Origin of the sequence: Pseudomonas bharatica CSV86 (assembly GCF_000319305.2) — a bacterium.
GTDB classification, from domain to species: Bacteria; Pseudomonadota; Gammaproteobacteria; order Pseudomonadales; family Pseudomonadaceae; genus Aquipseudomonas; species Aquipseudomonas bharatica.
This window is the reverse complement of sequence record NZ_AMWJ02000002.1, coordinates 18,476-43,788: the sequence shown is the minus strand read 5'-3', so window position 1 is coordinate 43,788 and position 25,313 is coordinate 18,476. Positions and strand designations below refer to the sequence as shown.

General features: G+C 61.5%; 24 protein-coding genes, 1 tRNA gene and 2 pseudogenes. 13 read left to right on the top strand and 14 right to left on the bottom strand.

Annotated elements, in window-relative coordinates; all coding sequences use genetic code 11:
* Window positions 1–48: 48 nt before the first annotated feature.
* Together feaR and CSV86_RS13670 are read left to right on the top strand one after the other, a co-directional pair.
* A complete protein-coding gene (gene feaR, locus CSV86_RS13675; RefSeq protein ID WP_009394243.1) occupies window positions 49–1,008 on the top strand; it encodes a transcriptional regulator FeaR in 960 nt (319 codons plus the stop codon).
* A gap of 121 nt (window positions 1,009–1,129) precedes the next feature.
* Window positions 1,130–1,708 (top strand): TetR/AcrR family transcriptional regulator, encoded by a 579-nt coding sequence (locus CSV86_RS13670; RefSeq protein ID WP_009394241.1) that lies wholly within the window; start codon window positions 1,130–1,132, stop codon window positions 1,706–1,708.
* Window positions 1,709–1,819: 111 nt separating this feature from the next.
* Here the strand turns inward: CSV86_RS13670 and CSV86_RS13665 are convergent, their stop codons facing one another.
* Complete coding sequence (locus CSV86_RS13665; protein WP_009394240.1) at window positions 1,820–2,185, bottom strand: cupin domain-containing protein; 366 nt, start codon at window positions 2,183–2,185, stop codon at window positions 1,820–1,822.
* Window positions 2,186–2,352: 167 nt separating this feature from the next.
* Here CSV86_RS13665 and hpaR point away from each other — a divergent pair, with 167 nt between their 5' ends.
* Window positions 2,353–2,778, top strand: a complete 426-nt coding sequence (gene hpaR, locus CSV86_RS13660) for a homoprotocatechuate degradation operon regulator HpaR (RefSeq protein ID WP_009394239.1) — start codon at window positions 2,353–2,355, stop codon at window positions 2,776–2,778.
* 88 nt (window positions 2,779–2,866) lie between these two features.
* On the opposite strand, the gene hpaI is transcribed toward hpaR, so the two are convergent.
* The 8 genes from hpaI to CSV86_RS13620 form a co-directional block, all read right to left on the bottom strand.
* The gene (hpaI, locus tag CSV86_RS13655; protein WP_009394238.1) at window positions 2,867–3,670 is read right to left on the bottom strand and encodes a 4-hydroxy-2-oxoheptanedioate aldolase; all 804 of its coding nucleotides are present in this window, start codon (window positions 3,668–3,670) and stop codon (window positions 2,867–2,869) included.
* 13 nt (window positions 3,671–3,683) lie between these two features.
* Entirely contained in the window at window positions 3,684–4,487 is an 804-nt protein-coding gene (hpaH, locus tag CSV86_RS13650) for a 2-oxo-hept-4-ene-1,7-dioate hydratase (RefSeq protein ID WP_009394236.1), read from the bottom strand.
* 11 nt (window positions 4,488–4,498) lie between these two features.
* Window positions 4,499–5,803 carry an MFS transporter gene (locus CSV86_RS13645; RefSeq protein WP_009394235.1) on the bottom strand — a complete coding sequence of 435 codons (1,305 nt, stop codon included), beginning with the start codon at window positions 5,801–5,803 and terminating at the stop codon, window positions 4,499–4,501.
* Window positions 5,804–5,852: 49 nt separating this feature from the next.
* A complete protein-coding gene (locus tag CSV86_RS13640) occupies window positions 5,853–6,245 on the bottom strand; it encodes a tautomerase family protein (protein WP_009394234.1) in 393 nt (130 codons plus the stop codon).
* Between the two features lie 15 nt (window positions 6,246–6,260).
* Window positions 6,261–7,118, bottom strand: a complete 858-nt coding sequence (hpaD, locus tag CSV86_RS13635; protein WP_009394233.1) for a 3,4-dihydroxyphenylacetate 2,3-dioxygenase — start codon at window positions 7,116–7,118, stop codon at window positions 6,261–6,263.
* A gap of 169 nt (window positions 7,119–7,287) precedes the next feature.
* A complete protein-coding gene (gene hpaE / locus CSV86_RS13630) occupies window positions 7,288–8,748 on the bottom strand; it encodes a 5-carboxymethyl-2-hydroxymuconate semialdehyde dehydrogenase (RefSeq protein WP_009394232.1) in 1,461 nt (486 codons plus the stop codon).
* A 5-nt stretch (window positions 8,749–8,753) separates the two neighbouring features.
* Window positions 8,754–9,527: a fumarylacetoacetate hydrolase family protein gene (locus CSV86_RS13625; protein ID WP_009394231.1), complete on the bottom strand. Its 774-nt coding sequence runs from the start codon at window positions 9,525–9,527 to the stop codon at window positions 8,754–8,756.
* Window positions 9,527–10,198, bottom strand: coding sequence for a fumarylacetoacetate hydrolase family protein (locus tag CSV86_RS13620; protein ID WP_009394230.1), 672 nt, complete (start codon window positions 10,196–10,198; stop codon window positions 9,527–9,529). Before CSV86_RS13620 ends, CSV86_RS13625 begins: the two co-directional genes overlap by 1 nt.
* A 166-nt stretch (window positions 10,199–10,364) precedes the next feature.
* Here CSV86_RS13620 and hpaA point away from each other — a divergent pair, with 166 nt between their 5' ends.
* Window positions 10,365–11,267 (top strand): 4-hydroxyphenylacetate catabolism regulatory protein HpaA, encoded by a 903-nt coding sequence (gene hpaA / locus CSV86_RS13615; protein ID WP_009394229.1) that lies wholly within the window; start codon window positions 10,365–10,367, stop codon window positions 11,265–11,267.
* A gap of 142 nt (window positions 11,268–11,409) precedes the next feature.
* Here the strand turns inward: hpaA and CSV86_RS13610 are convergent.
* Together CSV86_RS13610 and CSV86_RS13605 are read right to left on the bottom strand one after the other, a co-directional pair.
* A pseudogene (locus tag CSV86_RS13610) lies at window positions 11,410–12,596 on the bottom strand (LLM class flavin-dependent oxidoreductase).
* 12 nt (window positions 12,597–12,608) lie between these two features.
* Window positions 12,609–13,832, bottom strand: coding sequence for a lipase family protein (locus tag CSV86_RS13605; protein ID WP_009394227.1), 1,224 nt, complete (start codon window positions 13,830–13,832; stop codon window positions 12,609–12,611).
* A gap of 294 nt (window positions 13,833–14,126) precedes the next feature.
* Here CSV86_RS13605 and CSV86_RS13600 point away from each other — a divergent pair, with 294 nt between their 5' ends.
* Entirely contained in the window at window positions 14,127–15,191 is a 1,065-nt protein-coding gene (locus tag CSV86_RS13600) for a sigma-54 interaction domain-containing protein (protein ID WP_009394226.1), read from the top strand.
* On the opposite strand, the gene CSV86_RS13595 is transcribed toward CSV86_RS13600, so the two are convergent.
* Window positions 15,192–16,823 carry an inorganic phosphate transporter gene (locus tag CSV86_RS13595; RefSeq protein ID WP_009394225.1) on the bottom strand — a complete coding sequence of 544 codons (1,632 nt, stop codon included), beginning with the start codon at window positions 16,821–16,823 and terminating at the stop codon, window positions 15,192–15,194.
* 164 nt (window positions 16,824–16,987) lie between these two features.
* On the opposite strand from CSV86_RS13595, the gene CSV86_RS13590 reads away from it, so the two are divergent.
* The 8 genes and pseudogenes from CSV86_RS13590 to CSV86_RS13555 all read left to right on the top strand — a co-directional run.
* A complete protein-coding gene (locus tag CSV86_RS13590) occupies window positions 16,988–17,419 on the top strand; it encodes a GNAT family N-acetyltransferase (protein ID WP_009394224.1) in 432 nt (143 codons plus the stop codon).
* A 134-nt stretch (window positions 17,420–17,553) separates the two neighbouring features.
* A complete protein-coding gene (locus CSV86_RS13585; RefSeq protein ID WP_009394223.1) occupies window positions 17,554–17,907 on the top strand; it encodes a helix-turn-helix domain-containing protein in 354 nt (117 codons plus the stop codon).
* Between the two features lie 134 nt (window positions 17,908–18,041).
* The gene (gene gacA, locus CSV86_RS13580; protein ID WP_009394222.1) at window positions 18,042–18,683 is read left to right on the top strand and encodes a response regulator transcription factor GacA; all 642 of its coding nucleotides are present in this window, start codon (window positions 18,042–18,044) and stop codon (window positions 18,681–18,683) included.
* 2 nt (window positions 18,684–18,685) lie between these two features.
* Window positions 18,686–20,509, top strand: a complete 1,824-nt coding sequence (uvrC, locus tag CSV86_RS13575; RefSeq protein ID WP_009394221.1) for an excinuclease ABC subunit UvrC — start codon at window positions 18,686–18,688, stop codon at window positions 20,507–20,509.
* 33 nt (window positions 20,510–20,542) lie between these two features.
* Window positions 20,543–21,103 (top strand): CDP-diacylglycerol--glycerol-3-phosphate 3-phosphatidyltransferase, encoded by a 561-nt coding sequence (pgsA, locus tag CSV86_RS13570; protein WP_009394220.1) that lies wholly within the window; start codon window positions 20,543–20,545, stop codon window positions 21,101–21,103.
* Between the two features lie 65 nt (window positions 21,104–21,168).
* A tRNA-Gly gene (locus CSV86_RS13565) sits at window positions 21,169–21,244 on the top strand.
* 225 nt (window positions 21,245–21,469) lie between these two features.
* Entirely contained in the window at window positions 21,470–21,865 is a 396-nt protein-coding gene (locus CSV86_RS13560) for an Arm DNA-binding domain-containing protein (protein ID WP_009394219.1), read from the top strand.
* A 116-nt stretch (window positions 21,866–21,981) separates the two neighbouring features.
* Window positions 21,982–22,210: pseudogene (locus CSV86_RS13555) on the top strand (transposase); the annotation flags it as partial.
* A gap of 943 nt (window positions 22,211–23,153) precedes the next feature.
* Here CSV86_RS13555 and CSV86_RS33400 read toward each other — a convergent pair.
* The gene (locus tag CSV86_RS33400; protein ID WP_205346336.1) at window positions 23,154–23,498 is read right to left on the bottom strand and encodes a toxin-activating lysine-acyltransferase; all 345 of its coding nucleotides are present in this window, start codon (window positions 23,496–23,498) and stop codon (window positions 23,154–23,156) included.
* Window positions 23,476–25,266, bottom strand: coding sequence for a hypothetical protein (locus CSV86_RS13545; protein ID WP_158487688.1), 1,791 nt, complete (start codon window positions 25,264–25,266; stop codon window positions 23,476–23,478). Before CSV86_RS13545 ends, CSV86_RS33400 begins: the two co-directional genes overlap by 23 nt.
* Window positions 25,267–25,313 lie beyond the last annotated feature (47 nt).

Genomic DNA, 25,313 nt, shown 5'->3' with positions numbered 1-25,313 from the left:
TGTTAACTATTGCCCGACAAAAACAAGATGCCACTGTGGAGGTACGTCATGAGTATCCATCAGGATACCGGCTCGGCCCTGGATCGCTGGAACGCGGCAATGCAGGCAACGTGCGGGTATTTCGAAACCGAACTTGCGTTCAACCGCTCGCTGTTCATCGGCGAGATTTCCACCTGGTCGCGGGGTGGCCTGGGCATGGCCAACCTGCGCACCAACGCCGGGGTGATCCGCCGTAACGGTCTCAAGGCCGATCGCGACAACGACCGGCATTGCTTCCTGGTCAGCCAGCGCACCGGTTTTTCCCAGATCACCCAGAACGGCACCAGCCTGCAACTGGCGCCCGGCGAGATGCTGCTGATGGACTCGGTGGGCGCCTGCGAAATCACGCCCTTCGGCCTGATCGAACACGCCTCCCTCGGCCTGTCCCGCGATGAAGTCTGCCGCCAGCTGGGCAGTGACCAACGGATCTTCGGCAAGATCTCCCAGAGCAAGGCCTGCGGGCGCATGCTGCACCTGCTGATGGACCAGTTGTGCAAGGAGAGCGGCACCCAGGATGGCGAACAGGCCGAGGGCGACGCGCTGCACAGCGCCTTCCTGTCGCTGCTTGGTTCGGCCCTCGAAGGCAGCGATCACGACAGCCGTGCGCCTGCCGCCTTGCAAGGCGCCGATTTGCGCAGTTATGTGCAGAAGGTCATCGACGAGTCCCTTGGCCAGCCCGGCCTGACCCCGGTCAGCCTGGCCAGCCGCCTGAACATTTCGGTACGCCATCTGTATCGCCTGTTCGAAGAGCAGGGCGACAGCGTCTGCCGCTATATCCAGCGTGCACGCCTGCAACGCAGCGCCGACGACCTCGCCAACCCGATCCACAAGACCGAATCGATCACCACCATCGCTTACAAGTGGGGCTTCACCGATTCGGCGCACTTCAGCCGTTCGTTCAAGAAACAGTTCGAGCAATCACCCAAGGACTTCCGCAGCAGTAGCCTGGCGGGCCTCGTCCTGAGCTGAAGAGACATTCGAACATGGGTTGACCTGAGCCTGGGCGGATCGCACCAGGCTCGCCCGAGGTGACTACCTATCGGTCGCTAGGTCGTGGAATATTCGCCCGTTTGATCAAGGAAGTTATGCAATGAGAGTGCTGTCGCCTTCGGCGGAGAAGATTTGCCTGGTAGCTGTCGAGCAGTTCGCCGAATCCGGCTACGACGCCGCTTCGCTCAACGATATCGCCGTGGCGGTGGGTATGCGCAAACCGTCGCTGTATGCCCATTTCAGCGGCAAGGTGGACCTGTTCGAGGCGGTGTTCGAGCGGGCCATCGAGGCCGAGCGGCTCTATGTGGAAGGCTGTTTTGCCGCCGATGACGGCTTGCCGGGGGCGCTGTATGCGCAGCAGTTGTCCGAGCGCTTCCTGGCGTCGGCGCATTTGCGCTTCCTGCTGCGGGCGGCGTTCTTTCCGCCGGCGGACCTGCGGCCCCTGGTTTCCTCGGGTTTCGAGGGCTATCTGGCGCGGATGGGCGAGGTCTTCGGCAAGGCGCTGGAACGCCAGTTCCCGCAACTGGACGGGGGCAGGCGCGAGCTGTTCGTGGATGCCTATCTCGGGGTGGTCGACAGCCTGATCGTCGAGCTGATCTATGCCGGGCAGGCGGCATACGAGCGGCGGTTGCGGGCGATGTGGACGATCTTTGCGGCTTCGCTTCGCGCTTCGGTGTAGATCTTGAGGGCCTCATCGCTGGCAAGCCAGCTCCCACAATATCCGCGGCGCTGCCGAACTCTGTGGGAGCTGGCTTGCCAGCGATGAGGCCCTCAGGATTTATTAAGAAACTCAGGCCACCGCGAAGTAATGCTTCACGAAGCTCTCGCTCAGGATTTCCCACAGCACCGGCGTGCCCTTGGTCACGAACCAGCTGTCACCCACCTTGTACTCGGTGACCTGCCCGGTGCTTTCGTCGGTCAGGCGCACCGCGCCCGTTACCACCACGGCCTGTTCGTTGAACGGGTAGACCATGCGGAACCTGCCTTGGGTAGTGCCGAAATAGGCACTGCTGATGGCGTCGGTCGGTGCGCCGAAGGTCATCTTGCCGAAGGCGCGGACTTCACCTTCGAGAATCTCCGAACCCAGGTCGGCAACGGTGCCCCAGGCGTCGAGTTCGCTGAGCTGGATGTCGTGTTTGGCGGCGTGCAGGGTCATGGCAGGTTTCCTTTAAGGAGGGAAGAAAGGCTGTCATTAACGCCGTTGCAGGGGATGCTGTCTTGCCCCTCCGTGCCGGTGCATTTGATCGGTGATGCCACGCACTGTTAGCGGTCGGACTTTTTGTTAAAGTGTTAACAAGATCAACCTGAGCCCCTTATCACTTCATGTCCAGCCGTCCTCGCCAGTCCCTGACCCTGACCTTGTTGCAAGCCCGCGAAGCCGCGATGCGCTTTTTCCGTCCCTCCCTCAACGAACACGGCCTGACCGAACAGCAGTGGCGGGTGATCCGTATCCTGCGCCAGCAGGGCGAGATGGAGATCTACCGACTGGCCGACCAGGCCTGCATCCTCAAGCCGAGCATGACCGGCGTGCTGGTGCGCATGGAGGCGGCGGGACTGGTGAAACGGCGCAAGGCCGAGACTGACCAGCGGCGGGTGCTGGTGGAGCTGGCGGAGAAAGGCGAGCAGTGCTTTGCCTCGATGAGCCAGTGCATGGAGGCCAACTACCAGGCGTTGCAGGGGCAGTTCGGGGAGGAGAAGCTGAAGCAGTTGCTGGGGCTGCTGGATGAACTGAAGCAGGTTCGGCGGTGATCTTGAGGGCCTCATCGCTGGCAAGTCGGAGCGCCGAACCGCAGCTCCCACAGAACCCTGTGGGAGCTGGCTTGCCAGCGATGACTGACTAATAGACGCCGCCGGAGGTTGGCTCTACCACCTGGCCTTCCTTGAACTTCGCCGCCAAGCCCTGCAACCCGCGCATCAGCACCGTGGTATCCACCCCCACCGCGACGAACCTGGCCCCCAGTTCGATATAGCGCCGGGCCAGTTTCTCGTCGGCGCTGAGGATCCCCGCCGCCTTGCCGGCCTTGTTGATCCGCAGGATGGCGTCCTCGATCGCCGCTTGCACCTGCGGGTGCCCCGGATTGCCGCGATGGCCCATGGACGCACTCAAGTCCGCCGGCCCTATGAACACGCCATCGACTCCTTCCACGGCCACGATCTCGTCCAGGTTAGCCAGCGCCTCCAGGTTCTCGATCTGCACCAGCAGGCACATCTGCGCATCGGCGTGATCGAGGTACCCGGGAATGCTGTTCCAGCGCGACGCCCGCGCCAGCGCGCTACCCACGCCACGCACGCCCCTGGGCGGGTAATGCATGGCACGCACCAGTTGCCGCGCCTGCTCGGCACTGTCGACCATCGGCACCAGCAAGGTCTGCGCGCCGATATCGAGGATCTGCTTGATCAGCGCGGTGTCGCCGATTACCGGGCGGATGATCGCCTCGCTGGCATAGGGCGCCACCGCCTGCAGTTGCGCGAGCATGCCGCGCAGGTCGTTCGGCGCGTGCTCGCCGTCGATCAGCAGCCAGTCGAACCCGGCGTTGGCCGCCAGCTCTGCACAGTAGGCGTCGGCCAGGCCGAGCCACAGGCCGATCTGCGCCTGGTCCTGCTGCAGGCGCTGCTTGAAGCGGTTGATGGGCATGTCCATGGAAACCTCCTGATCAGACGAAACGGCAGGCGATGGAGCCGAGCATGTCGTAGTCGACATGGAAGGTATCGCCCGGGCGCGCCGCCACCGGGCGGGTGAAGGAGCCGCCGAGGATGATCTGCCCGGCCTCCAGGGTGACGTCGTACGGCGCCAGCTTGTTGGCCAGCCACGCCACGCCCTTGGCCGGGTGGTTGAGCACGGCGGCGGAAACCCCGGATTCCTCGATCACGCCGTTGCGGTAAAGCACTGCGGGGACCTTGCGCAGGTCGATATCGGTCGGCCGCACCGGGCGTCCGCCCATGACCACGCCGGCGTTGGCCGCGTTGTCGGAGATGGTGTCGAAGACCTTGCGGGTGACCTGGGTCTGCGGATCGACCTGCTGGATGCGCGCGTCGATGATTTCCAGGGCCGGAATCACCCACTCGGTGGCGTCGAGCACATCGAACACCGTGACATTCGGCCCCTTCAGCGGCTTGCCGAGGATGAACGCCAGCTCCACTTCCACGCGCGGCACGATGAAGCGCTCGAACGGGATGTCGCTGCCTTCCTCGAACAGCATGTCGTCCAGCAGCGCGCCGTAGTCCGGTTCGGTGATGTTGGAAGAAACCTGCATGGCGCGAGAGGTCAGGCCGATCTTGTGGCCGACCAGCTTGCGCCCGTCCTTGATCTTCTGCGCCACCCAGGCGCGCTGGATGGCATAGGCGTCCTCGATGGTGATGCCGGGGTGCTCCAGGGAAAACTGGCGCACCTGTTCGCGGTTGCGTTCGGCCCGGTCCAGTTGGGCCGCGGCGCTGAGGATCTGGCTGTGGTCGAGCATGATCGAATCTCTTACTGAGGGTTGACGGCGGCGGCGTGGGTGCGCAGCACCAGCAGGCCACCAAGGGTGATGAAGAAGGCCAGCACGTACAGGGCAAGGCTGGCGCTGTGGGTGGTGTCGCGCATCCAGCCGATCAGGTAGGGCGCGGCGAACGAAGCGATGCTGCCGAACGAGCTGATCAGGGCGATGCCGGCGGCCTGGGTGGTGTTGGCCAGGAAGGCCGGCGGCAATTGCCAGAACATCGGCAGGGCCGCGCTGGCGCCCATGCCGGCGACTATCAGGCCGCCCATCACCAGGGTCGGGTTCTGCGGGGCGATGCCGGCCACGGCGATGCCGACGGCGGACATCAGCAGCGGCACGCACAGGTGCCAGCGCCTTTCGCGGCGGCGGTCCGAGGAGCGCCCGCAAGCGATCATGAAGCAGCAGCCGGCCAGGTACGGCACGGCGCTGAGCAGGCCGACACGGCCGTCGCTGCCGATGCCGGCGGCATGGATCAGGGTCGGCATCCAGAAGGCCAGGGTGTTCACCGCCAGCATGACCGCGCAGTACACCGCCACCAGCAGCCAGACCCGGGCGTCGCCGAGGATGCCGCTGAAGGAAGTGATCGACTTGCGTTGCTCTTCCTTGTCCAGCTCGTCGCGCAGGCTTTGCTTTTGTTCGGCGCTCAACCAGTCGACACTGGCGAAGCTGTCCGGCAGGCACTTGAGGACGACCATGCCGAGCAGGATGACCGGAGCACCCTCGATCAGGAACATCCACTGCCAGCCGCGCAGGCCGGCGGCGTCGTGGAACAGCTCGAGAATGCCGCCCGACAGCGGCCCGCCGATCACCCCGGCCATGGGCACGGCGATGGCGAACAGCGCGGTGATCCCGGCGCGGCGCCTGGCGGGATACCAACGGTTGAGGTAGACCAGGATGCCCGGGAAGAACCCGGCCTCGGCCACGCCCAGGAGGAAGCGCAGCACATAGAAGCCGGTGGGCGTCTGCACCAGCAGCATGCTGGTCGAAAGCGCGCCCCAGACCACCATCAGCGTGGCGATCCAGCGCCGCGGGCCGAAGCGATCCAGGGCAATATTGCTCGGCACGCCGAACAGTGCATAGGCAATGAAGAACAGTCCGGCGCCGAAGCCGTACACGGTGTCGCTGAAGTGCAGGTCGGTGCTCATCTGCATCTTGGCGAAGCCGATGTTGATGCGGTCGAGGTGGGCGAACAGGTAACACACCAGCAACAGCGGCATCAGCCGCCAGGTCACGGTGGAATGGGTCGAATCCTGACGGGCAAGGGTGACGCTATCTGCGGTATTGGCTGTGCTCATGATCTTGTACTTTTTGTCAGAGTGGCCATGGGGAGTTCAGGCGGGGAGGTCAACCCGCCTGGTTGTCGAGAAACGCGTGGACGTTGTTCTGCTTGAAGTTGAGTTGCGGGTGCAGTTCGCTCATCTCGAACGACAGGGCCAGCAAGCGCTCGGCCTGCAGGGCGGCGAAGTGTTCGGTGATGACGGCAAAGAGCTGTTCGGCGACTTTCGTGCGGGTTTCCAGGTCGCGGCCGTGGCCAACCTTCAGGGTCATATGAACGAAGGCGTAGTCGTGCTTGCCGTCGGCCATGCGCCAGGTGTCCAGGCGCACCGCGCGGCTGCGGATGCCGCCCAAAGGAAACACGCCGCTGGCGCCGAGGGTGGCGTGGACCTTCTCGAACAGGCCCGGCAGGTCGGCCCGGGCTTCGATGTTGTCGGTGATTTCAGCGATGAAATGGGGCATGGGGCTTCCTTGGAATCAGAGCGGGAAAATAGCGTTGATCTGCCCGGTGCCGGAGCTGCCGAAGGCCTCGGTCAGGACCTCCACCGGCTTGTCGTAGTTGGCGCCGCCGAGCAGGCCGAGGAGCATCGCGGTGTCGTGCATGCCGCCTTCGCCGTAGCAGGCCGTGGCGTAGTCGGGGAGCATTGCGCAGAACTCCTTGAAGCGACCCTGCTTCCACAGTTCCACCACGCGCAGGTCGACCTGCTTGTCGAATTCGCGGGTCCAGTTGTGGATGTTGGCTTCGGCGTTGCGGTCGTCGGAGAAACGGTGGGAGAGGGAGCCGGAGGCCAGCACCAGGACCTTGCGGTCGCTCTTGTCGATGGCCCGGCGCACGGCGGCGCCGAAGGCCAGGCTGTCCTCCAGACGGTGCCAGGCGCACCAGGCGGCGATGGACACCACCTTCAGGCGTTCTTCCTCCGGCACGCCCATATGCATGTAGCGCATCGGCACCAGGGTGCCGTATTCCAGCTCCAGGCTCGGGATATTGTGGGCCTGGGTACGCACACCGGCGGCGTTGGCCTCGGCGGCGATCAGTTCGCCCAGTTCAGGGCAGCCGGGATACTCGAAGGCCATGTCCTTGATGAAATGCGGCAGTTCGTTGCTGGTGTAGACGCCTTTGAAATGCTCGCCGCAGTTGATGTGGTAGGCGCTGTTGACCAGCCAGTGCACATCGAACACCACCGCGGTATCGGCGCCCAGTTCGCGGGCGCGGCGGCCGATTTCCTTGTGCCCGGCGATGGCCGCTTCACGACAGCCGTGGTGCTTGCCGGGCAGCTCCGACAGGTACATCGAGGGGACGTGGCAGACCTTGGCTGCCAGGACGACTTCGCCCATGGTGGAACTCCTGGTTTCTTGTTGGTTGCACGGTCCCTGTGGGAGCTGGCTTGCCAGCGATAGGGCCATCAGCAGCACCTCAGGGGGTCAGCCAGGGCCTCATCGCTGGCAAGCCAGCTCCCACAGGGATTGGGGTTGCCTCAGGTTTTCAGGCAACCTCGTCTACCGGTCACACACCCCAACGCGGAATGTGGTGGCTGCCCATCGAGATGCACACGTTCTTGATCTCGGCGAACACCTCGAAGCTGTACTGGCCGCCTTCGCGACCGGTACCCGAGCCCTTCACGCCGCCGAACGGCTGGCGCAGGTCGCGGACGTTCTGGCTGTTGATGAACACCATGCCGGCCTCGATGCCACGGGCCAGGCGGTGGGCCTTGCCGATGTCCTGGGTCCAGATGTACGAGGCCAGGCCGTACTCGGTGTCGTTGGCCAGTTGCAGCGCTTCGGCCTCGTCCTTGAACGGGATCAGGCAGACCACCGGGCCGAAGATCTCTTCCTGGGCGATGCGCATCTTGTTGTTCACATCGGCGAACACGGTCGGCTGGATGAACTGGCCCTTGGCGAGGTGCGCCGGCAGGTTGGCCGGGCGCTCCAGGCCGCCGGCGAGCAGGGTGGCGCCTTCCTCGATGCCGATGCGGATGTAGCCGGTGACCTTGTCGTAGTGCGCCTGGGTGATCATCGAGCCGACCTGGGTCTTCGGATCGGTCGGATCGCCTACGATCAAGCGCTTGGCGCGCGCCGCGAACTCGGCGACGAACTGCGGGTACACGCTTTCCTGGATGAAGATCCGGCTACCGGCGGTGCAGCGCTCGCCGTTGAGCGAGAAGATGGTGAACAGCGCGGCGTCCAATGCGCGCTCCAGGTCGGCATCCTCGAAAATCAGCACCGGCGACTTGCCGCCCAGTTCCATGGAGTACTTCTTCAGGCCGGCGGTCTGCATGATCTTCCTGCCGGTGGCGGTACCGCCGGTGAAGGAGATCGCGCGCACGTCCGGGTGGCGCACCAGGGCGTCGCCGGCGGTGGCGCCGTAACCCTGGATCACGTTGAGCACGCCATTGGGAATGCCGGCTTCGACGGCCAAGCGGCCCAGTTCGTTGGCGGTCAGCGGCGACAGTTCGCTCATCTTCAGCACCGCGGTGTTGCCCAGGGCCAGGCACGGCGCGGTCTTCCAGGTGGCGGTCATGAACGGCACGTTCCACGGCGACACCAGGCCACACACACCGACCGGCTGGTATAGGGTGTAGTTGAGCATCTGGTCGTCGACCGGGTAGGTATGGCCGTCCATGCGCGTGCAGACTTCGGCGAAGAAATCGAAGTTGTGCGAGGCGCGCGGGATCAGCACGTTCTTGGTTTGGTGGATCGGCAGGCCGGTGTCCAGGGTTTCCAGCTCGGCCAGTTGCGGTACGTTCTGGTCGATCAGTTCACCCAGCTTGCGCATCAGCCGCGCGCGTTCCTTGGCCGGGGTGTTGGCCCATTTCGGGAAGGCTTCCTTGGCCGCCGCAACGGCCTGGGCCACTTCCTCGGCACCGCCGCTGGCGACTTCGCCAATGGCTTCGCCGGTGGCCGGGTTGTAGTTGACGAAGGTGTCCTTGCTCTCGACCTCGCGGCCGTTGATCCAATGCTTGATCATGCTGCTCATGCCTCTTTTTTGTATTGGGCGAAGAACTCGGCTTCGCTGACGATGCGGTTGACCAGGCGGCCGACACCTTCCACTTCCACCACCACTTCATCGCCCGGCACCACGTCGGCCAGGCCTTCCGGGGTGCCGGTGGCGATCATGTCGCCGGGTTGCAGGGTCATGAAGCTGGACAGGTATTCGATCAGGTAGGGGATGTCGAAGATCATGTCGCGGGTCGTGCCTTCCTGTTTCAGCTCACCGTTGATCCAGGTGCGCAGGGTCAGGCTGGACGGGTCCGGCACATCGGCGACGTCCACGATCCACGGGCCGACCGGGGTGGTGCAGTCGCGGTTCTTCACCCGCAGGTTGGGCCGGTAGTAGTTCTCCAGGTAGTCGCGGATGGCGTAGTCGTTGCAGACCGTGTAGCCGGCCAGGTACTCCAGGGCGTCCTCGCGCTTGACGTTGCGCGCCGGCTTGCCGATCACCGCCACCAGCTCGCACTCGTAGTGCATGTACTTGATGTTGTCCGGGCGCCAGGTGACCTGGTTGTGGCCGGTGTAGGTGCCGGGCGACTTGACGAACGCCAGCGGCTCGGTTGGCGGGGCGAAGGCCAGTTCGGCGGCGTGGTCGGCGTAGTTCAGGCCGAGGGCGAACATGCTGCCGTTGGCAGGCGGCAACCACTCGACCTGGTCTTCGCCGAGCAGCCTGCCATCGGCCAGGCGCACGGCGTTGTCGGCTTCCACGGTCACCGCGTGGACTTCACCCTGGAAACGGATACGAGCGTGTTTCATCAGTGGGCCTCCTGTTCGGCGACGATGGGATTGGCCAGGCGCCCCAGCCCGGTGATTTCGATTTCGACCTGGTCGCCCGGCTGCACATCGACACGGCCTTCAGGGGTGCCGGTGATCAGCACGTCGCCTTCATGCAGGGTCATGAATTCGGTGATTTCGGCGATCAGTTGCGCAATGCCGCGCACCAGGTTGGCGGTGCTGTTCTGCTGGCGGACTTCGCCGTTGATGAACAGGCGGATGTCCAGGGCATGCGGGTCGGCGATCTGTGCCACCGGCACCAGCTCCGGGCCGATCACGCAGAAACCGTCACGGCACTTGGCCTTGACCGCCGGGCGGTAGTAGCTCTCTTCCGGCAGGCTGAATTCGTTGACGATGGTGAAGCCGGCAACGTGGTCCAGGGCCTGTTCGGCGCTGACCCGGGTGGCGCGCTTGCCGATCACCACGCCCAGGGCGGGGCCGGCCTGCAGGCGCTCGACGCCCTTGGGATAGACCACTGGCTGGCCGTGGCCATTGCGGGTGTTGGGGGTCTTGATGAACAGCACCGGCTTGACCGGTGGCTTCTGGTACGGCGCCTGTTCGAATTCGGCGAGACGCTGTTCCAGCAGCCCCTTGTAGTTCAGCGCAACGCCGAACAGGGTGCCGGTGGCAGCGTCATGCAGGGCACGGCTCATGCTCTTCTCCTGGCAGTGGGCGGGACGACACGGGGTGCCCCAGGTGGATAATTGTTAATGTGTTAACGTTATAATTAAGATGTTAACGAAATGCAAGCTGCCGATCGCCGGGCGCAGGGGTAAGCTGGCGGGCAGAACAAGAAAGCGGCAAGAGGTGAGGGCAGTCATGAGCGATCGCACGCCGATCCCCAACATCAACATCGGCCAGGTCTACGACCAGCGCTACAGCGACTCGGAAGTGCACTACGACAAGCTCGGCAACCTGGCCGGATTCTTCGGACGCAACATGCCGGTGCACCGCCATGACCGGTTTTTCCAGGTGCACTACGTCAAGTCGGGGACGGTGCGGGTCTACCTGGACGACCAGCAGTACGTCGAGTCCGGGCCGATGTTCTTTCTGACGCCGCCGACCATTCCCCACTCGTTCGTCACCGAGGCGGATGCCGACGGGCATGTGCTGACGGTGCGCCAGCAACTGGTGTGGCAGTTGCTCGAAGCCGACCCCGGCCTGGCGCCGGGAGCCCAGGTGGCGCCGGCCTGCGTGGCCTTGAGTGGCCTGGAAGGCAAGTTCGCCGTCGAGGCGCAGCGCCTGGAAGTGCTGTTCGACCTGTTGCATGGGGAAGTGGAAGGAACCGAGGCGGGCAGGGAGGCGGCGCTGCACAGCCTGACCCGGCTGCTGATGACCAGCCTGCTGCGCCTGTGTGCCAGGTCACTGCCGGCGCGGACCACGCGGCATGAGGACTTGCACATCTTCCATCGCTTCAATGAACTGATCGAAGCGCATTACCTGGAGCACTGGCCGCTGTCGCGCTATGCCGAAGGCATCGGGGTGACCGAGGCGCGGCTGAACGATGTCTGCCGGCGAATCGCCGACCTGCCGTCCAAGCGCCTGGTGCTGGAAAGGGTGATGCAGGAGGCCAGGCGGCTGCTGCTGTTCACCGGAAGCTCGGCGAACGAGATCTGCTACAGCCTGGGGTTCAAGGATCCGGCGTATTTCAGCCGGTTCTTCATGAGGTATGCGCAGGTGACGCCGGGGGAGTACCGGTTGCGGCAGGGCGGGTTGCGCTAGGGTGTTCTCTCGGGCCTCATCGCTGGCAAGCCAGCTCCCACAGGTATAGTGCCGCTCTTGAGAGCAGTGGTGACCCTGTGGGAGCTGGCTTGTCGGATCGCCGCACCGCAGCGATGAGGCCCGAAACAGCAATGAAGAGCTATCAGCCAGCCACTTTAAGCCCAGGCAAAGCAGCCCGCTTCAACGCCTCCCGCTCCCCGCGGAAATGCGGAAGGATATGCTCCCCAACCGATAAGCCTCCTCCAGATGCGGATACCCCGCCAGGAAGAACACATCGATCCCCAGTTCGTTGTACTCGCGGATCCGCGCCACCACGTTTTCATAGCTCCCCACCAGCGCCAGCCCCGGCGGAATGCCGATGTAGCCGAAGCCGGCCCAGACGTTCGGGTAGATGAAGAAGTCGTCGAAGCGCTTGCTCTGCTCGCGGTCGCCGTATTCTTCCTCATAACTTAGCTTGCGTGCGGTGCGCAGCCCGGCATGGGCCGCCGCGGCCTTGATGGTGTTCTTCGCCACGCCTTCGTCGAAGAAGCGCCGGGCCTCGGCATGGGCCAGTTCCTCGGTCTCGCGGGTGATCACATCGATGGACAGCCCGAAGCGAATATCACTGCGCCCGTATTTCAATGCCCGCTCGCGGATATCGGCAATCAGTTCACGAATCTTGTCCGGATGCTCGGCACGCATCAGGTAGAAGTCGGCATGCTTGGCGGCGAACTCCCGCGCCGGGATCGACGACCCGGCGGTGCAGATCAGCGGCAGTTCGGCCTTTTTCTGCGGGCCGCGCAACCCGCCGCCGCCAGCCTTGAAGAAGCGCCCGTCGTAATGGAAGTTCTCCGAGTTCCAGTAGCCGCGCACCACGTCCATGAACTCGGTGGCGCGCTCGTAGCGCTCGTCATGCTCGAAGAAATCCCCGACCTGGCGCTGCACCGCATCCGAGCCACCGTTGATGATGTTCCAGATCAGCCGGTTGCCGGTGGCCCGCTGGTAGGTGGCGGCCTGCTGCACCGCGACCCACGGCGTGTAGTGGTACGGCTGGAAGGCGGCCACGTAGTTCAGCGTGCGGGTTTCCCGGGCCAGAAGCGAGCAGACGGTCCAGGGTTCTTCGCCATAGGGCGCGTTGACCATCAGCACGCCGCCGAAGCCATTGATTTCCGCGGCCTTGGCGATCTGCCCCAGGTAGTCGATGTAGGTGAAGTGGTCACCGACGCGAAAGCCCGACACCGCGCCGGTGCTGTCGCCACCGGGGTGCCAGTCGCCGCGGTTGCGCGGGTCGCCCGGGAGGAACTGGGTTTCGCCGTGCAAGGGCAGGCGGGTGAAGAATTCGATACTCATGGGGCGCTGTCCTTATTGCACGCTGGGGTTGCAGATGGGGGCGACGGTTTCGCCGGCGAAGACCTTGCGGGCGAACGGCAGCGAGTCCTTGAGCGAGGCATTGACCGTCTCGCTATGGCCCAGCCCCTTGTACAGATGGCCCTCGACCACCGAGCCGGCCTTGCAGGCGTCCTGCATCAGGGCAACCTGGGTCGAGGCGGCGGGGGTCTTGTCCTCGGCGCCGGTGCCGATGAAGATCGGTTGCGCCAGCTTCAGGGTCGGGTAGCTGACCTGGGCCTGCCAGGCCTTCAGTTGCTCGCCGTCATTGGCTTTGCGCGTATTGGCCGGGGTCAGGCCGGTGCCGATCACGTCGGCGGTCAGTTGCGCCAGGCAACTGGTGCGGGCCTGTTCGAACAGCGGCAGGGCCTTGTCGGTGTAGTAGTCGCGCGGGTCGATCTTCGGGTTGTACTGCTGCGCCGCGAGCAGGGTGTAGAAACCGTAGGCGAGGGCGGCATCGACCTTGTTCGGGTCCTGCTCGCCGACGTTCTTGCTGCCGACGGTGTAGATCACCCCGGTGCCGACGCTGCCCTTCAGGCCCAGGTCCGGCGCGTAGATCGGTGCATAGGCGGCTGCGGCGAAGGCGCCGGCGCCGCCCTGGGACTGGCCGAGCACCAGCACCTTGTTGGCCAGGCCCGGGACGCCGGCGATCACCGCCTTGGCGGCGTCGAGAATGCCGTAGGCGGCCATGCGGTTGTTCAGCAGCGGATGGCCGCCGGGGACGCCGAGGCCCTGGTAGTCGGTGGCGACGATGGCATAGCCTTCGTTCAGCCAGCGCGCCAGGTACTGCACGTCACGATAGGAGCGCCCCGACCAGGACGGCGCGCAGATATCCGCCACGCCAACCGTGCCATGGCCCCAGGTCACTACCGGCCAGCCACCTTCCGGCGCCTTGCCGTGGGGAATGAACAGCGCGCCGGAAACGGCGATCGGCGTCTTGCCGTCGATACCGTCGGTGGAGCTGTAGAGGATGCGCAGTTGCGAGGCGGCGCCGGGCAGGCTGAGGGTCTGCTCCAGGGGTTCGCTGCGCAGCAGTTTGCCCGGGGTGGCGGGGATTGCCTTGTCGAAGGTGTAGAACGCCGAGACCCGGCCGTCGCCTTGCAGCGGATCGGGCTTGGGTGCATAGGTTTCGGCGGCCAGGGCAGTCAGTGACAGGGTCAGCAGGCTGAGGCCGACGGTGAGGGCGTGGGGCAGTTTCATGAAGGGTCCTTGAGCGAGACGACGGTCGATACCCTCACCCTTGAGCGAAAGCCATGCCAGTTATCCGGGAAAGCCCTGCAGGCCCTGCCTGGCTTGGCTTCCAGCCGAGCCACTGGGCGCGGTTAGCGGGCACTGTGCTGTCCAGGGAGCACCTCGGTGCTGGCTGATTGCTGCTGGAGCAGCAATCCATCCACGTGGTTCTTTTGGGAATATCCAAATGCAAATTAATAATTATTTGTTCTAATTTGTTTCGTGCACTATGAAGGCGCGCCACCCATGCCAGGAATGCCTTCTATGTCGCTGATTACCCATCCCAATGCCCGCGAGCTGACCAAATCCGTTCGCGCTACCGTCCTGGTGTTCAAGGACCCGCGCTCCCAGGAACTGCTCAGCCGCATCGAGCGCCTGGCGCCCAGCGAAGCCAATACGCTGATCATCGGCGAGACCGGGACCGGCAAGGAGCTGGTGGCGCGACATATCCATCAACTCAGCCGCCGTGGCCGCGAACCGTTCGTAGCGGTGAACTGTGGCGCCTTCGCCGAAACCCTGGTGGAAAGCGAGCTGTTCGGCCACGAGAAGGGCGCCTTCACCGGGGCGACCAATGCCAAGGCCGGCTGGTTCGAAGCGGCCAACGGCGGCACGTTGTTCCTCGACGAGATCGGCGACCTGCCGTTGAACATGCAGGTCAAGTTGCTGCGGGTGTTGCAGGAGCGCGAGGTGGTGCGCCTGGGCTCGCGCACGCCGATCCCGATCAACGTGCGCCTGGTTGCCGCCACCAACGTCAACCTGGCCGACGCGGTGGTGGCGGGGAATTTCCGCGAGGACCTGTTCTACCGTCTGCACGTGGCGACCATCCGCCTGCCGCCACTGCGCGAGCGGCCGGGGGATATCCTGCCCCTGGCCGAGTTCTTCCTTGAGGAACACTGCCAGCGCCTGGGCTACAACCGCGCCAGCCTGAGCCCGGAAAGCGAACGCAAGCTGCTGTCCCACAGCTGGCCGGGGAACATCCGCGAGCTGGAAAATGCCATCCACCACGCCTTGCTGGTGTGCCGCCAGCAACGGGTGCAGCCGGGGGACCTGCACTTGGTGGACATGCGTCCGACCGGCGTGAGGCACGAGGAGCATGCACTGCCGCAACGCCTGCCAGCCGCGCCGCCGGATCTGGAAGCGGCGCTGACGGCGCTGTTCGAACAGAACATCCCCGACCTCTACGAGCATATCGAGGAGACCGTGTTCCGCACCGCCTACCGTTTCTGCCACGGCAACCAGTTGCAGACCGGGCGCTTGCTGAATATCAGCCGCAATATCGTCCGCGCGCGGCTGGAGAAGATCGGTGAACTGCGCAGCAACAGCGCCTGATCAGATAAAGCGGGTCAGCAGCCAGTACAAGGTGCCGGACAGCAGGATCGACATCGGCAGGGTCAGGATCCAGGCCATCGCCAGGTTGCGGATGGTCCTGCCCTGCACCCCGGAGCCGTTGGCGACCATGGTCCCGGCCACACCTGAAGACAGCACGTGGGTGGTGGATACCGGCAGGCCGAAATGGTCCGCGGCACCTATGGTGCACATGGCCACCAGCTCCGCCGAAGCGCCTTGGGCGTAGGTCAGGTGGGTCTTGCCGATCTTCTCGCCGACGGTCACTACGATGCGCTTCCAGCCGACCATGGTGCCCAGGCCTAGGGCCAGGGCCACGGCAACCTTGACCCAGAGCGGAATGAAGCGCGTGGCATCGTCGATCGCCACCTTGAACTGCTGCACGGTCTGGCGCGTGGCGGCATCCACGTCCAGCAGCCCGTGCTTGTCCATCAGGCGGATCGCCTCGCTGGTCAGGTACATGTCGTTACGTACGTTGCTCACCGCCTCGGCGGGAATGCCGGCAATACCATAGCTGTCCACCTGGTGACCAATGTCCCCGGCCAGCGCGGCGAGCGCCGGAACCAGCAGGGGGCTGGCTTGCGGAGTGCGGATGAACTGGGTCAGGACCTCGCGTGGTTTCGCGCTCAGCAAGGGCTCGGTGATGTAGCCCGAGAGTGCCTGGCGCGTGTCCTCGGCGACCACGACGAACTGCTGCGATTGTTCCTCCGGCATGGTCCGGTTCAGCGCGTAGGCCATGGGCAGGGTGCCGACCAGGATCAGCATGATCAGGCCCATGCCTTTCTGTCCGTCGTTGGAACCGTGGGCGAAGGACACGCCTGTGCAGGTGACGATCAGCAGGCTGCGGATCCACAGCGGCGGCGGCTGGTCGCCCTTTGGCGCTTCGTATAGGGCGCGGTTCTTCACCAGCTTGCGCAGGCCCAGCAACAGCACGGCGGCGCAGGCGAAACCGAGGATCGGCGAAAACAGCAGGGCATAGCCGACCTTGCCGGCCTGGGCCCAGTCGACACCGGAGGTGCCGTCGCGCCCGTGCATCAGCGCATTGGCCACGCCGACGCCGATGATCGAGCCGATCAGGGTGTGCGAGGAGGACGCCGGCAGGCCCAGCCACCAGGTGCCGAGGTTCCAGATGATCGCCGCCAGCAACAGGGCGAAGACCATGGCGAAGCCGGCCGAGGAGCCAACCTGGAGAATCAGTTCCACCGGCAGCAGGGCGATGATGCCGAAGGCCACCGCGCCGCTGGAAAACAGCACGCCAAGAAAATTCCACAACCCCGACCAGACCACGGCGAAGCGCGCCGGCAGGGAGTTGGTGTAGATCACCGTGGCCACCGCATTGGCGGTGTCGTGGAAACCGTTGACGAATTCGAAGCCCAGGGCGATCAGCAGCGCCAGGCCGAGCAGCAGGAAAGGGGTCCAGGTGGTGATCACCGTGCCGCTGGCGTCGATATCGCGTAGCAGGCTCCAGGCGGTGTAGAGCAGGGCGCCGATCAGCAGGCTGCAGAAAACCACGGCGGGGGTTCGGCTCGCGCGGGAGCCGGAGGAGGGTGTAGCGAGCACGGCCGAGGGAGCGGCGGCGCTGGTCTGGGTAGTCATGAACGGGTCCGGGGGCGACATTTTCAGGCTCCTGCCTGTACCAGGGCAGCGTACTAGCATAGGCACTGATCGAGCTGACGCCAGTCAATGAAAGCGGGTGTAAGCTCCATTGATTTCAGTGATGGAGGGTGGCTCATGATCCACTGGCGACAGGTCCTTGCAGCATCGATCGGGCAGCGCGCGCCATGACCCTGCAACTGCGCCGGGCCGGCGAGCTCGACCTGCCCTTTGCCCGCGACCTGACCCGGCGCGGCATGCTGCGCTACTACTGCGAATTCGACCTGCTGTGGCAGGACGAGGCCTTCGACCAGGCCTGGGGCTGGCGCGAGCAGTGGCTGGTCATGGACGACGAACGGCGCCTGGGCTTTTGCAGCCTCAGCCAGGACATGCGTGCGTTGTATATCCGCGAACTGCATATAGCCCGGGAGTGCCACGGTCGAGGCACAGGCACCTGGGTATTGCGCGAATTGAACGCCTGGGCGGCGCAGCGGCGGTTGTCGTGGCTGCGTTTGACCGTATTCAAAACCAATCCGGCCCGTCAGCTTTATCTGCGTGAAGGATTTCGCGAAGAAGGCACCGAGGAATGCTTCATCCGCATGCAGCGCAGCGTCCGCTGACACCCTTCGAAAGGCGTAGGATGGCTTGTGCAGAACTTCGCCGCGCAGGCATAGTTCACGCTTGTTGACGGTGCAGTGGATGTACCGGGTTTCCTACCCGCTATCGGGTGTTTTGCAAAGGATTATGTATTCGTATGAAGGGTATTGGACTACGTCTCAGGGAAGAACGTGAACGCCTCGGCCTCACCCAGCGGGCATTTGGCGACATCGGCGGGGTCGAGCCCAACGCCCAGGGCAAATATGAAAGTGGCGAGCGCACCCCGCGTGCGGACTATCTCGCAGCGGTCGCGGCACGCGGGGTGGACGCCCTCTATGTGCTCAGCGGCGTGCCCACGCCGGCAACCCTCGACGATCTTCGCCCCGGCGAAAACCATCTGCTCGACTGCTACCGGCGCTTGCAACCGGCGGATCAGCAGGCTGTAAGACATCTCCTGGAGAGCTTGGCGGGCAATGCCGTGTCGCCTGTAGGCAAAGTGGCATCGGCTTGATACGACAGAGCGAAACCGGAGCGTCGAAAAAATGAAATCTGACGTCATATTCGTGACGCAATCTGTTAGGTCCCCCCTGCGATTTTTTGATAAGGTGGCCGGATCCAATTCAGACCGTAAGGCGAGGTGTCTGCTTGATTAGGGTTCTGGTGGTCGATGATCACGATCTGGTACGTACCGGTATAACCCGCATGCTGGCCGACATCGACGGTCTGCAGGTGGTGGGCGAGGCCGACTCCGGCGAAGAAGCGCTGAAGAAGACCCGCGAACTGAAGCCGGACGTGGTCCTGATGGACGTGAAAATGCCCGGAATCGGTGGCCTCGAAGCCACCCGCAAGCTGTTGCGCAGTCACCCCGACATCAAGGTGGTAGCGGTCACCGTCTGTGAAGACGATCCGTTCCCCACCCGCCTGCTCCAGGCCGGCGCCGCCGGTTACCTGACCAAGGGCGCGGGGCTGGAGGAAATGGTCCAGGCCATTCGCCTGGTGTTTGCCGGGCAGCGTTACATCAGCCCGCAGATTGCCCAGCAACTGGCACTCAAATCCTTCGAGCCGAAGAACGCATCGCCGTTCGACAGCCTGTCGGAGCGGGAAATCCAGATCGCCCTGATGATCGTCGGTTGCCAGAAGGTGCAGATCATTTCCGACAAGCTGTGCTTGTCGCCGAAAACGGTGAACACGTACCGTTACCGCATCTTCGAAAAACTCTCGGTCACCAGCGATGTGGAGCTCACGTTGCTGGCGGTCCGCCACGGTATGGTTGATGCCAACCTCTGAACATGACCCCCGCGTTTGATCCAAGTGCTTTTCTGGCGACCTGCAGCGGCCGTCCGGGTGTCTACCGGATGTTCGACGCTGGCGGTCGCCTGCTTTATGTAGGCAAGGCCAAGAATCTCAAGAAACGCCTGGCCAGCTATTTCCGCAAAACCGGCCTGGCACCCAAGACCGCTGCGCTGGTCGGGCATATCGCCAGTGTCGAGACCACCATCGTCTCCAGCGAGACCGAGGCGCTGCTGCTCGAGCAGACGCTGATCAAGGAATGGCGCCCGCCCTACAACATCCTGCTGCGCGATGATAAATCCTACCCCTACGTTTTCCTGTCCGACGGCGAGTTCCCGCGGCTGGGCATCCACCGTGGGGCCAAGAAGCAGAAGGGCAGGTACTTCGGGCCCTATCCCAGTGCCGGCGCGATCCGCGAAAGCCTGAGCCTGTTGCAGAAGACCTTCCACGTTCGCCAGTGCGAGGACAGCTACTACGCCAACCGCACCCGGCCGTGCCTGCAATACCAGATCAAGCGCTGCAAGGGGCCGTGCGTCGGCCTGGTAGACAGCCAGGAGTACGCCGACGATGTACGCCACTCGGTGATGTTCCTCGAAGGCCGCAGCCATCAACTGACCAACGAGCTCAACGCCGACATGGAGAAGGCGGCCATGTCCCTGGAATTCGAAAAGGCCGCCGAGCTGCGCGACCAGATCGCCCTGCTGCGCCGGGTCCAGGACCAGCAAAGCATGGAGGGCGGCAGCGGCGACGTCGATGTGGTCGCGGCGTTCGTCAACCCGGGCGGCGCCTGCGTGCACCTGATCAGCGTGCGCGGCGGGCGGGTGCTGGGCAGCAAGAACTTCTTTCCCCAGGTGGGCATCGAGGAGGAGGTGGCCGAGGTCATGTCGGCCTTCCTGTCCCAGTACTACCTGGGCAACTCCGAGCGCGAGCTGCCTGCGGAACTGATCGTCAACGTGGTGCACGAAGACTTCGATGCCCTGCGCGACGCCGTGGAAACCCTGCGCGGCCGTGAGTTGAGCATCAGCCACCGGGTGCGTGGCACCCGCGCCCGCTGGCAGCAACTGGCGGTGACCAACGCCGAGCAGGCATTGATGGCCCGTCTTGCCAACCGCCAGCATATGGCGGCGCGTTTCGAGGCCCTGGCCGAGGTGCTCGGTCTGCCCGAGGTGCCGCAGCGCCTGGAGTGCTACGACATCAGCCACTCCAGCGGCGAAGCCACGGTGGCCTCGTGCGTGGTGTTCGGCCCGGAAGGCCCGCTGAAGTCGGATTACCGCCGTTTCAATATCGAAGGCGTCACCGCCGGCGACGACTATGCCGCCATGCAGCAGGCCCTGACCCGGCGCTATGGGCGGATCAAGGACGGCGAGGGCAAATTGCCGGACGTGCTGCTGGTGGATGGCGGCAAGGGCCAGCTGAACATGGCCCGGGAAGTGATGCAGGCGCTGCTGGTGCCCGACCTGACCCTGCTCGGCGTGGCCAAGGGCGTAACGCGCAAGGCCGGTTTCGAAACGCTTTACCTCAACGATGTGCAGCATGAATTCACCTTGCGCGGCGACTCCCCGGCATTGCACCTGATCCAGCAGATCCGCGACGAGGCCCACCGTTTCGCCATCACCGGCCACCGCGCCCGGCGTGGCAAGGCGCGGCGCACGTCGAGCCTGGAAGATGTCGCCGGGGTCGGGCCGAAGCGCCGCCGCGACCTGCTGAAACATTTCGGCGGCCTGCAGGAATTGTCCCGTGCCAGTGCGGAAGAAATCGCCAAGGCGCCGGGAATCAGCAAAAAGCTCGCCGAGTCGATTTATGACAGCCTGCATAGCGAGTAGAATCCTCCGCTCACCTTGTGGCCAGTTGTCCTGATGAATATCCCGAATCTGCTTACAGTTCTTCGTGTCCTGCTCATCCCGATCTTCATTCTGCTGTTCTATCTCCCGTATCACTGGAGCTACGTAGCAGCCAGCAGCGTGTTCGCCATCGCCGCCGCCACCGACTGGCTCGATGGCTACCTGGCCCGGCGCCTGCAGCAGAGCACGCCGTTCGGCGCCTTCCTCGACCCGGTGGCGGACAAACTGATGGTCGCCGTGGCGCTGGTGCTGCTGGTGCAGGTCCACGCCAACCTGTGGCTGACCCTGCCAGCGGCGGTGATCATCGGCCGCGAGATCGTGGTCTCGGCGTTGCGTGAATGGATGGCGGAGCTGGGGGCGAGGGCGCATGTCGCGGTTTCCAACCTGGGCAAATGGAAGACTGCGGCGCAGATGCTGGCGCTGGTCATCCTCCTGGCCAACCCACCGGCCTTCACCGCCTGGGTAGTGCTCGGCTATGCCTTGCTGATGATCGCGGCGGGCCTGACCCTGTGGTCCATGCTGCATTACCTTCGTGCCGCCTGGCCGCACCTGCGCGAAGGCTCCGAGAAAAAATAAAGTTTTTTGAATCAAGGGCTTGACGATATATTTCAAGTCTATACAATGCCCACCATCAAGACGACGCGGGAATAGCTCAGTTGGTAGAGCACGACCTTGCCAAGGTCGGGGTCGCGAGTTCGAGTCTCGTTTCCCGCTCCAAGTATTGTGTTTCAGAGCTCCATAGAGGTCTGAAACAGCTGAAAATAGGGCCTTCGGGCCCTTTTTTCGTTCCACGGAAAACCACCGAAAACCGGTAGCATCCAAGATTTTTAAGTACACGATTGAGTACACGAAATCCGGAGGTGCCCTGAAGCGGTTTTCAACTGGAGACACTTGGGTCGCGTGACAAAGCATCTGGTTCCTGGCCCAGCTCAGGAGCTTGATATGTCTCTTTCAGAAGCCGCAGTTCGGCAAGCCCGGACTACCGGCAATCCCTACTCCCTCACTGATGGCGATGGACTGTCCCTATTCGTCAGCAAAGGGGGCAGCAAGATCTGGCACTTCCGCTACTACTGGTTAGGCAAGCAGCAGCGCATTTCGCTGGGTAGCTATCCCCAAATCTCCCTCAAAGAAGCTCGCATCAAGCGAGAAGAGGCGCGGGGGCTTGTGGCGGATGGCATCAACCCATGCGATCAGCGAAAGGAACAAAAACGCGTTGCCAGGGAGATGGCTGATCATGTTTTTGCTGCCGTCTTCAATCAGTGGTACGCATTTGAATGTATAGGCTGTGGGATGTTTCCGAGTGTGCATAACCCTCAGCTCTCAGTGGGTTCGAGGTAGGCTTGGGAGAAGAACCTCATCTGCTAGGCTTTGTATGAAAATCTTTGAAAACCCGCCAACACCCAGTCCGCCTGAGTTTCCGTAGAGTTCTAGCCTTTTCAGCGCAGGACTCTGCCATGCCTAAACAGCGATACGAAATCTCCGACGCCGACTGGGAGTTGATCGCCGATCTCTTCAATACACCTCGCCGTACCGGACGTCCACGAGCTGATGCTCAACGGTGTGTTCTGGGTGCTCTGCTCCGGCGCTACGTGGCGTGACATGCCTGAGCGATACGGCCCTTGGTCCACGGTTAATCAGCGGTTTCGAGACTGGCGAAACCAAGGCACCTTCAACAAGATGCTCAGGCCTGAAGGAAGGGCGAGCGGTGGCGCAAGACTTTGGCCAATCCTCCCTGGGGTGGCAGAAAAGTAAAGGAACTGAAGGTATATCGTTCGGCTCTTAATTATGATCTGTAGGAAGCATGAGGTGGTTATGCCATGTATGATGAAGTTTGGTGGATTTTCAGGGATACCGCCTACGGCTCAAACCCAAAAAAAGCAGAGAGTTTATGAGCCAATGCAACGACCACGGGGAGGAGGATAACGAAGGCACCAAAGTGGATGTATTTGAAGTTTAAGATTGGCCCGAACTTCCTGTTAATGGCCCGTGTGATCAGTTGGAGAGTGAAGATAGCTGCGAGTGCGATTACGAAACCAAAAATAATTGTCATAAGTGTTTCCGTGGAGAGTAGTCCGGTGATCCTTGGTGAATTGCCTATGAATAAGCAGAGACACCAAGGTGTAGGTTTAATTGATTCTGGGCGGTGCTACTGGCCGCTCACCCGAGGGTAATTCCCCGTTGCAACACCAGTTGCGAATGAACCCGCACCATACGAAAACGCTTGGACTACACCCATCGGTCCCGAAATAAAACCTAGTCCAGCACCTGCTGCGGTCCAAAGGAGTGCTTCCCCGGCATTGAAGGTGCCCCCTCCCAGGAGCGTACCGACATAACCCGCGGCGCCGGAAGCGGCACCTGCAATTGCTCCAGGGATCGCATAAGCCCCGCCAACTTCGTCAAATTCTTCGGGTGTTAGTTCTCGCATTGCTATCTCTCCTTGAGATTGGTGGTGTAAAAATTGAGCTATAAATTCTTAATGACTATCGAGGGCGTGTGGCGTCTGTTCTGATCTCACAGCGAAACCCTCCAGGTTTTTTTATTGAATAATCAGTTTTCCTGTGCGCCCAAAAGAGTTCTGTCACTCCTTTGCTCTTCAGGTGTTTTTTGATGGCCGCCCGAGACTCCATCACCCCCCGCATGGAAAGCAGAAATCAATCAACCAGGTTTTCCCACCTTCATTCCATTCTGATGGGTGCAGAAGGAAATCTTTGTTATTCAACAGTCGGTGCTCAGTGTCCGGTGCTAGATGTGCCCAAGTTACGTAGCCTATTGGTCTTGCTGTGTTGTCGAATAAGAATAGGATCTGCTGGTGGTCAATTGCAGGTGTTATCCAAAAATTCAAAGTGCGCATTTGGAAGGTAGAATAGCTTCCAGACATAAACATTATCATGGCTACATAACCAAGCTCGGCAGCTTTTCTGCTTATTGGTTCGCTGTGGCAGTGGATGTTAAGTTCGAGATGGTTTTTCAATCAGGATTTCCCAGATATTTTTATAAAAATTGAGTGCGGTCTCGATTTCACTATTGTCTGATCGGTATGCCATCATCTCGCTGAAGCAGACTTTATTTTGGTTCTGTGATGAAATATCGTAAAGTCCTGAGCAGGGATCATAAGATATAGCAATGCCGCCGCCAATCCAAAATTGGGTTTCTAGGGTGAGTTCGTTTAATAAGCTAAATTTTCCAGTAGAAACAAAGTTGGTTATTAGTTTTTGATAGGATGCTTTTTTATTATTTTCCATGTCTTGGATGTGCTCAATATCTTGTTGTAATTTATAGAGCTTTTCGTGGCTGCGATTCAGTTTTGTAAGGTTTATCGCAACGGAGCAAGCAAGGTTTTTGAAGCTGACACCATATCTTATCGCTGTCTTCGCGGCCATATCAAAAAAAATGCTATAGCTAGATGCAAGGGCAGCGGGGATGGTGGCCTCATGATTTATCAGGTTAAACTGAGTGTCGCCTTTCTCATGGAGTTTGTTGAAAAGCAAAGCTCTGAAAATATGAGCGGTCCAGCGTTCGTATCCGCACCAATTCTCGGAGAAAGAGATTCTCGAAGTACGAAAGTCATCGCTCTTGAATAGATTCTTTAGGCTTGTGGAGAGATTTTTAAACTCCGGCGTACTCTGAAGACTCTGCACGTAGATATGTGGGAAACCTGCTTGCATAACTAAATGGAGGCACAGGAACTCATCATATGTCTTAAAGAAGCTTGTGTTGGAGCTCTCTAAGATCTGCCGTGAGCGGTTGCTATCGATTATCTTATATTTCTCTAGGTAATAGCATAGGTTGGAAATGCTTTCCAAGGCTGGAACGAATTCACCGTTAAATCGATTTATTTCAAGTCTGTCCCCTTTGATTTGGTCGGAAAATAAACAAGCTCCACTCAAATCAAGCCATGCTCCGGTCAAAGAGATATTTGAAGCGCTTACATTGTAATGGATAACGTTTTTGGCCCGTGCTGCAGCGAACTGCTGCGCAAAACGCTGAGATAGTTTCACTAATCCTAGCTCTAGACGGTCGGCCGTGGAGAGTGATAAGCCTCCTGTCTCTGGTAGGAAGTCGATTAGCCTGATGATTGCTTGCTTTACTCTTTCAGCATCTGCGGATAGCCGGTTTTTGTTTTCTTCATAGAAATAAATTGATCTTATGAAGTGTGCGGGTCGTACTGCTGGCTCGCGGACTAAAAGTGCACGGTTCTTGATTTTTCCGTTGATTGAAAACTGCCGGCCTGTGTCCATTACAGCCACTGTGCGCACAGCCCCATAGGGAAGTATGGAACTTATAAGTTCAGACCAGGCGGTCTCGTAGAGCGCTGTGATTAGGCAGAGGTTGCCATCCCTATGCCCTATATCTGCAGTATTTCCGACCAACTGATTTGGACCAATTCCTTTAAGCTGCCACAGCCCATCAAAACCACAACGACTTCCGCCGCCGTTTCCCGCCAATCCGTCACCTCCATAGCGCTCGGCCCAAAAGGTTTTTGGGGCCGGACTGCCAAAGCAATTTGATGTTGGAACCAAATAGCTGTAGTTGGAGATCAAGTAGTCTTCATTTTTATCAGGGGCTGTTGCTTTATTGAAGTAGGCAACGGTACATCCCGAGACCTTTACTGCCTCGAAAGGTACAAAAACCTCTTTCAGGCTGGAGAGGTGGTTAGTATCCATGAGGCTTGGGTTACATCCTGCTTTGTTATTCATCGTCGTGCTAATAATGTAGGGCGCTGACAGAGCTTCGGCCAAGCAGAAGTGGTCTTTTGTGGATATTATGTTTTTTACGTCGCAAAGTG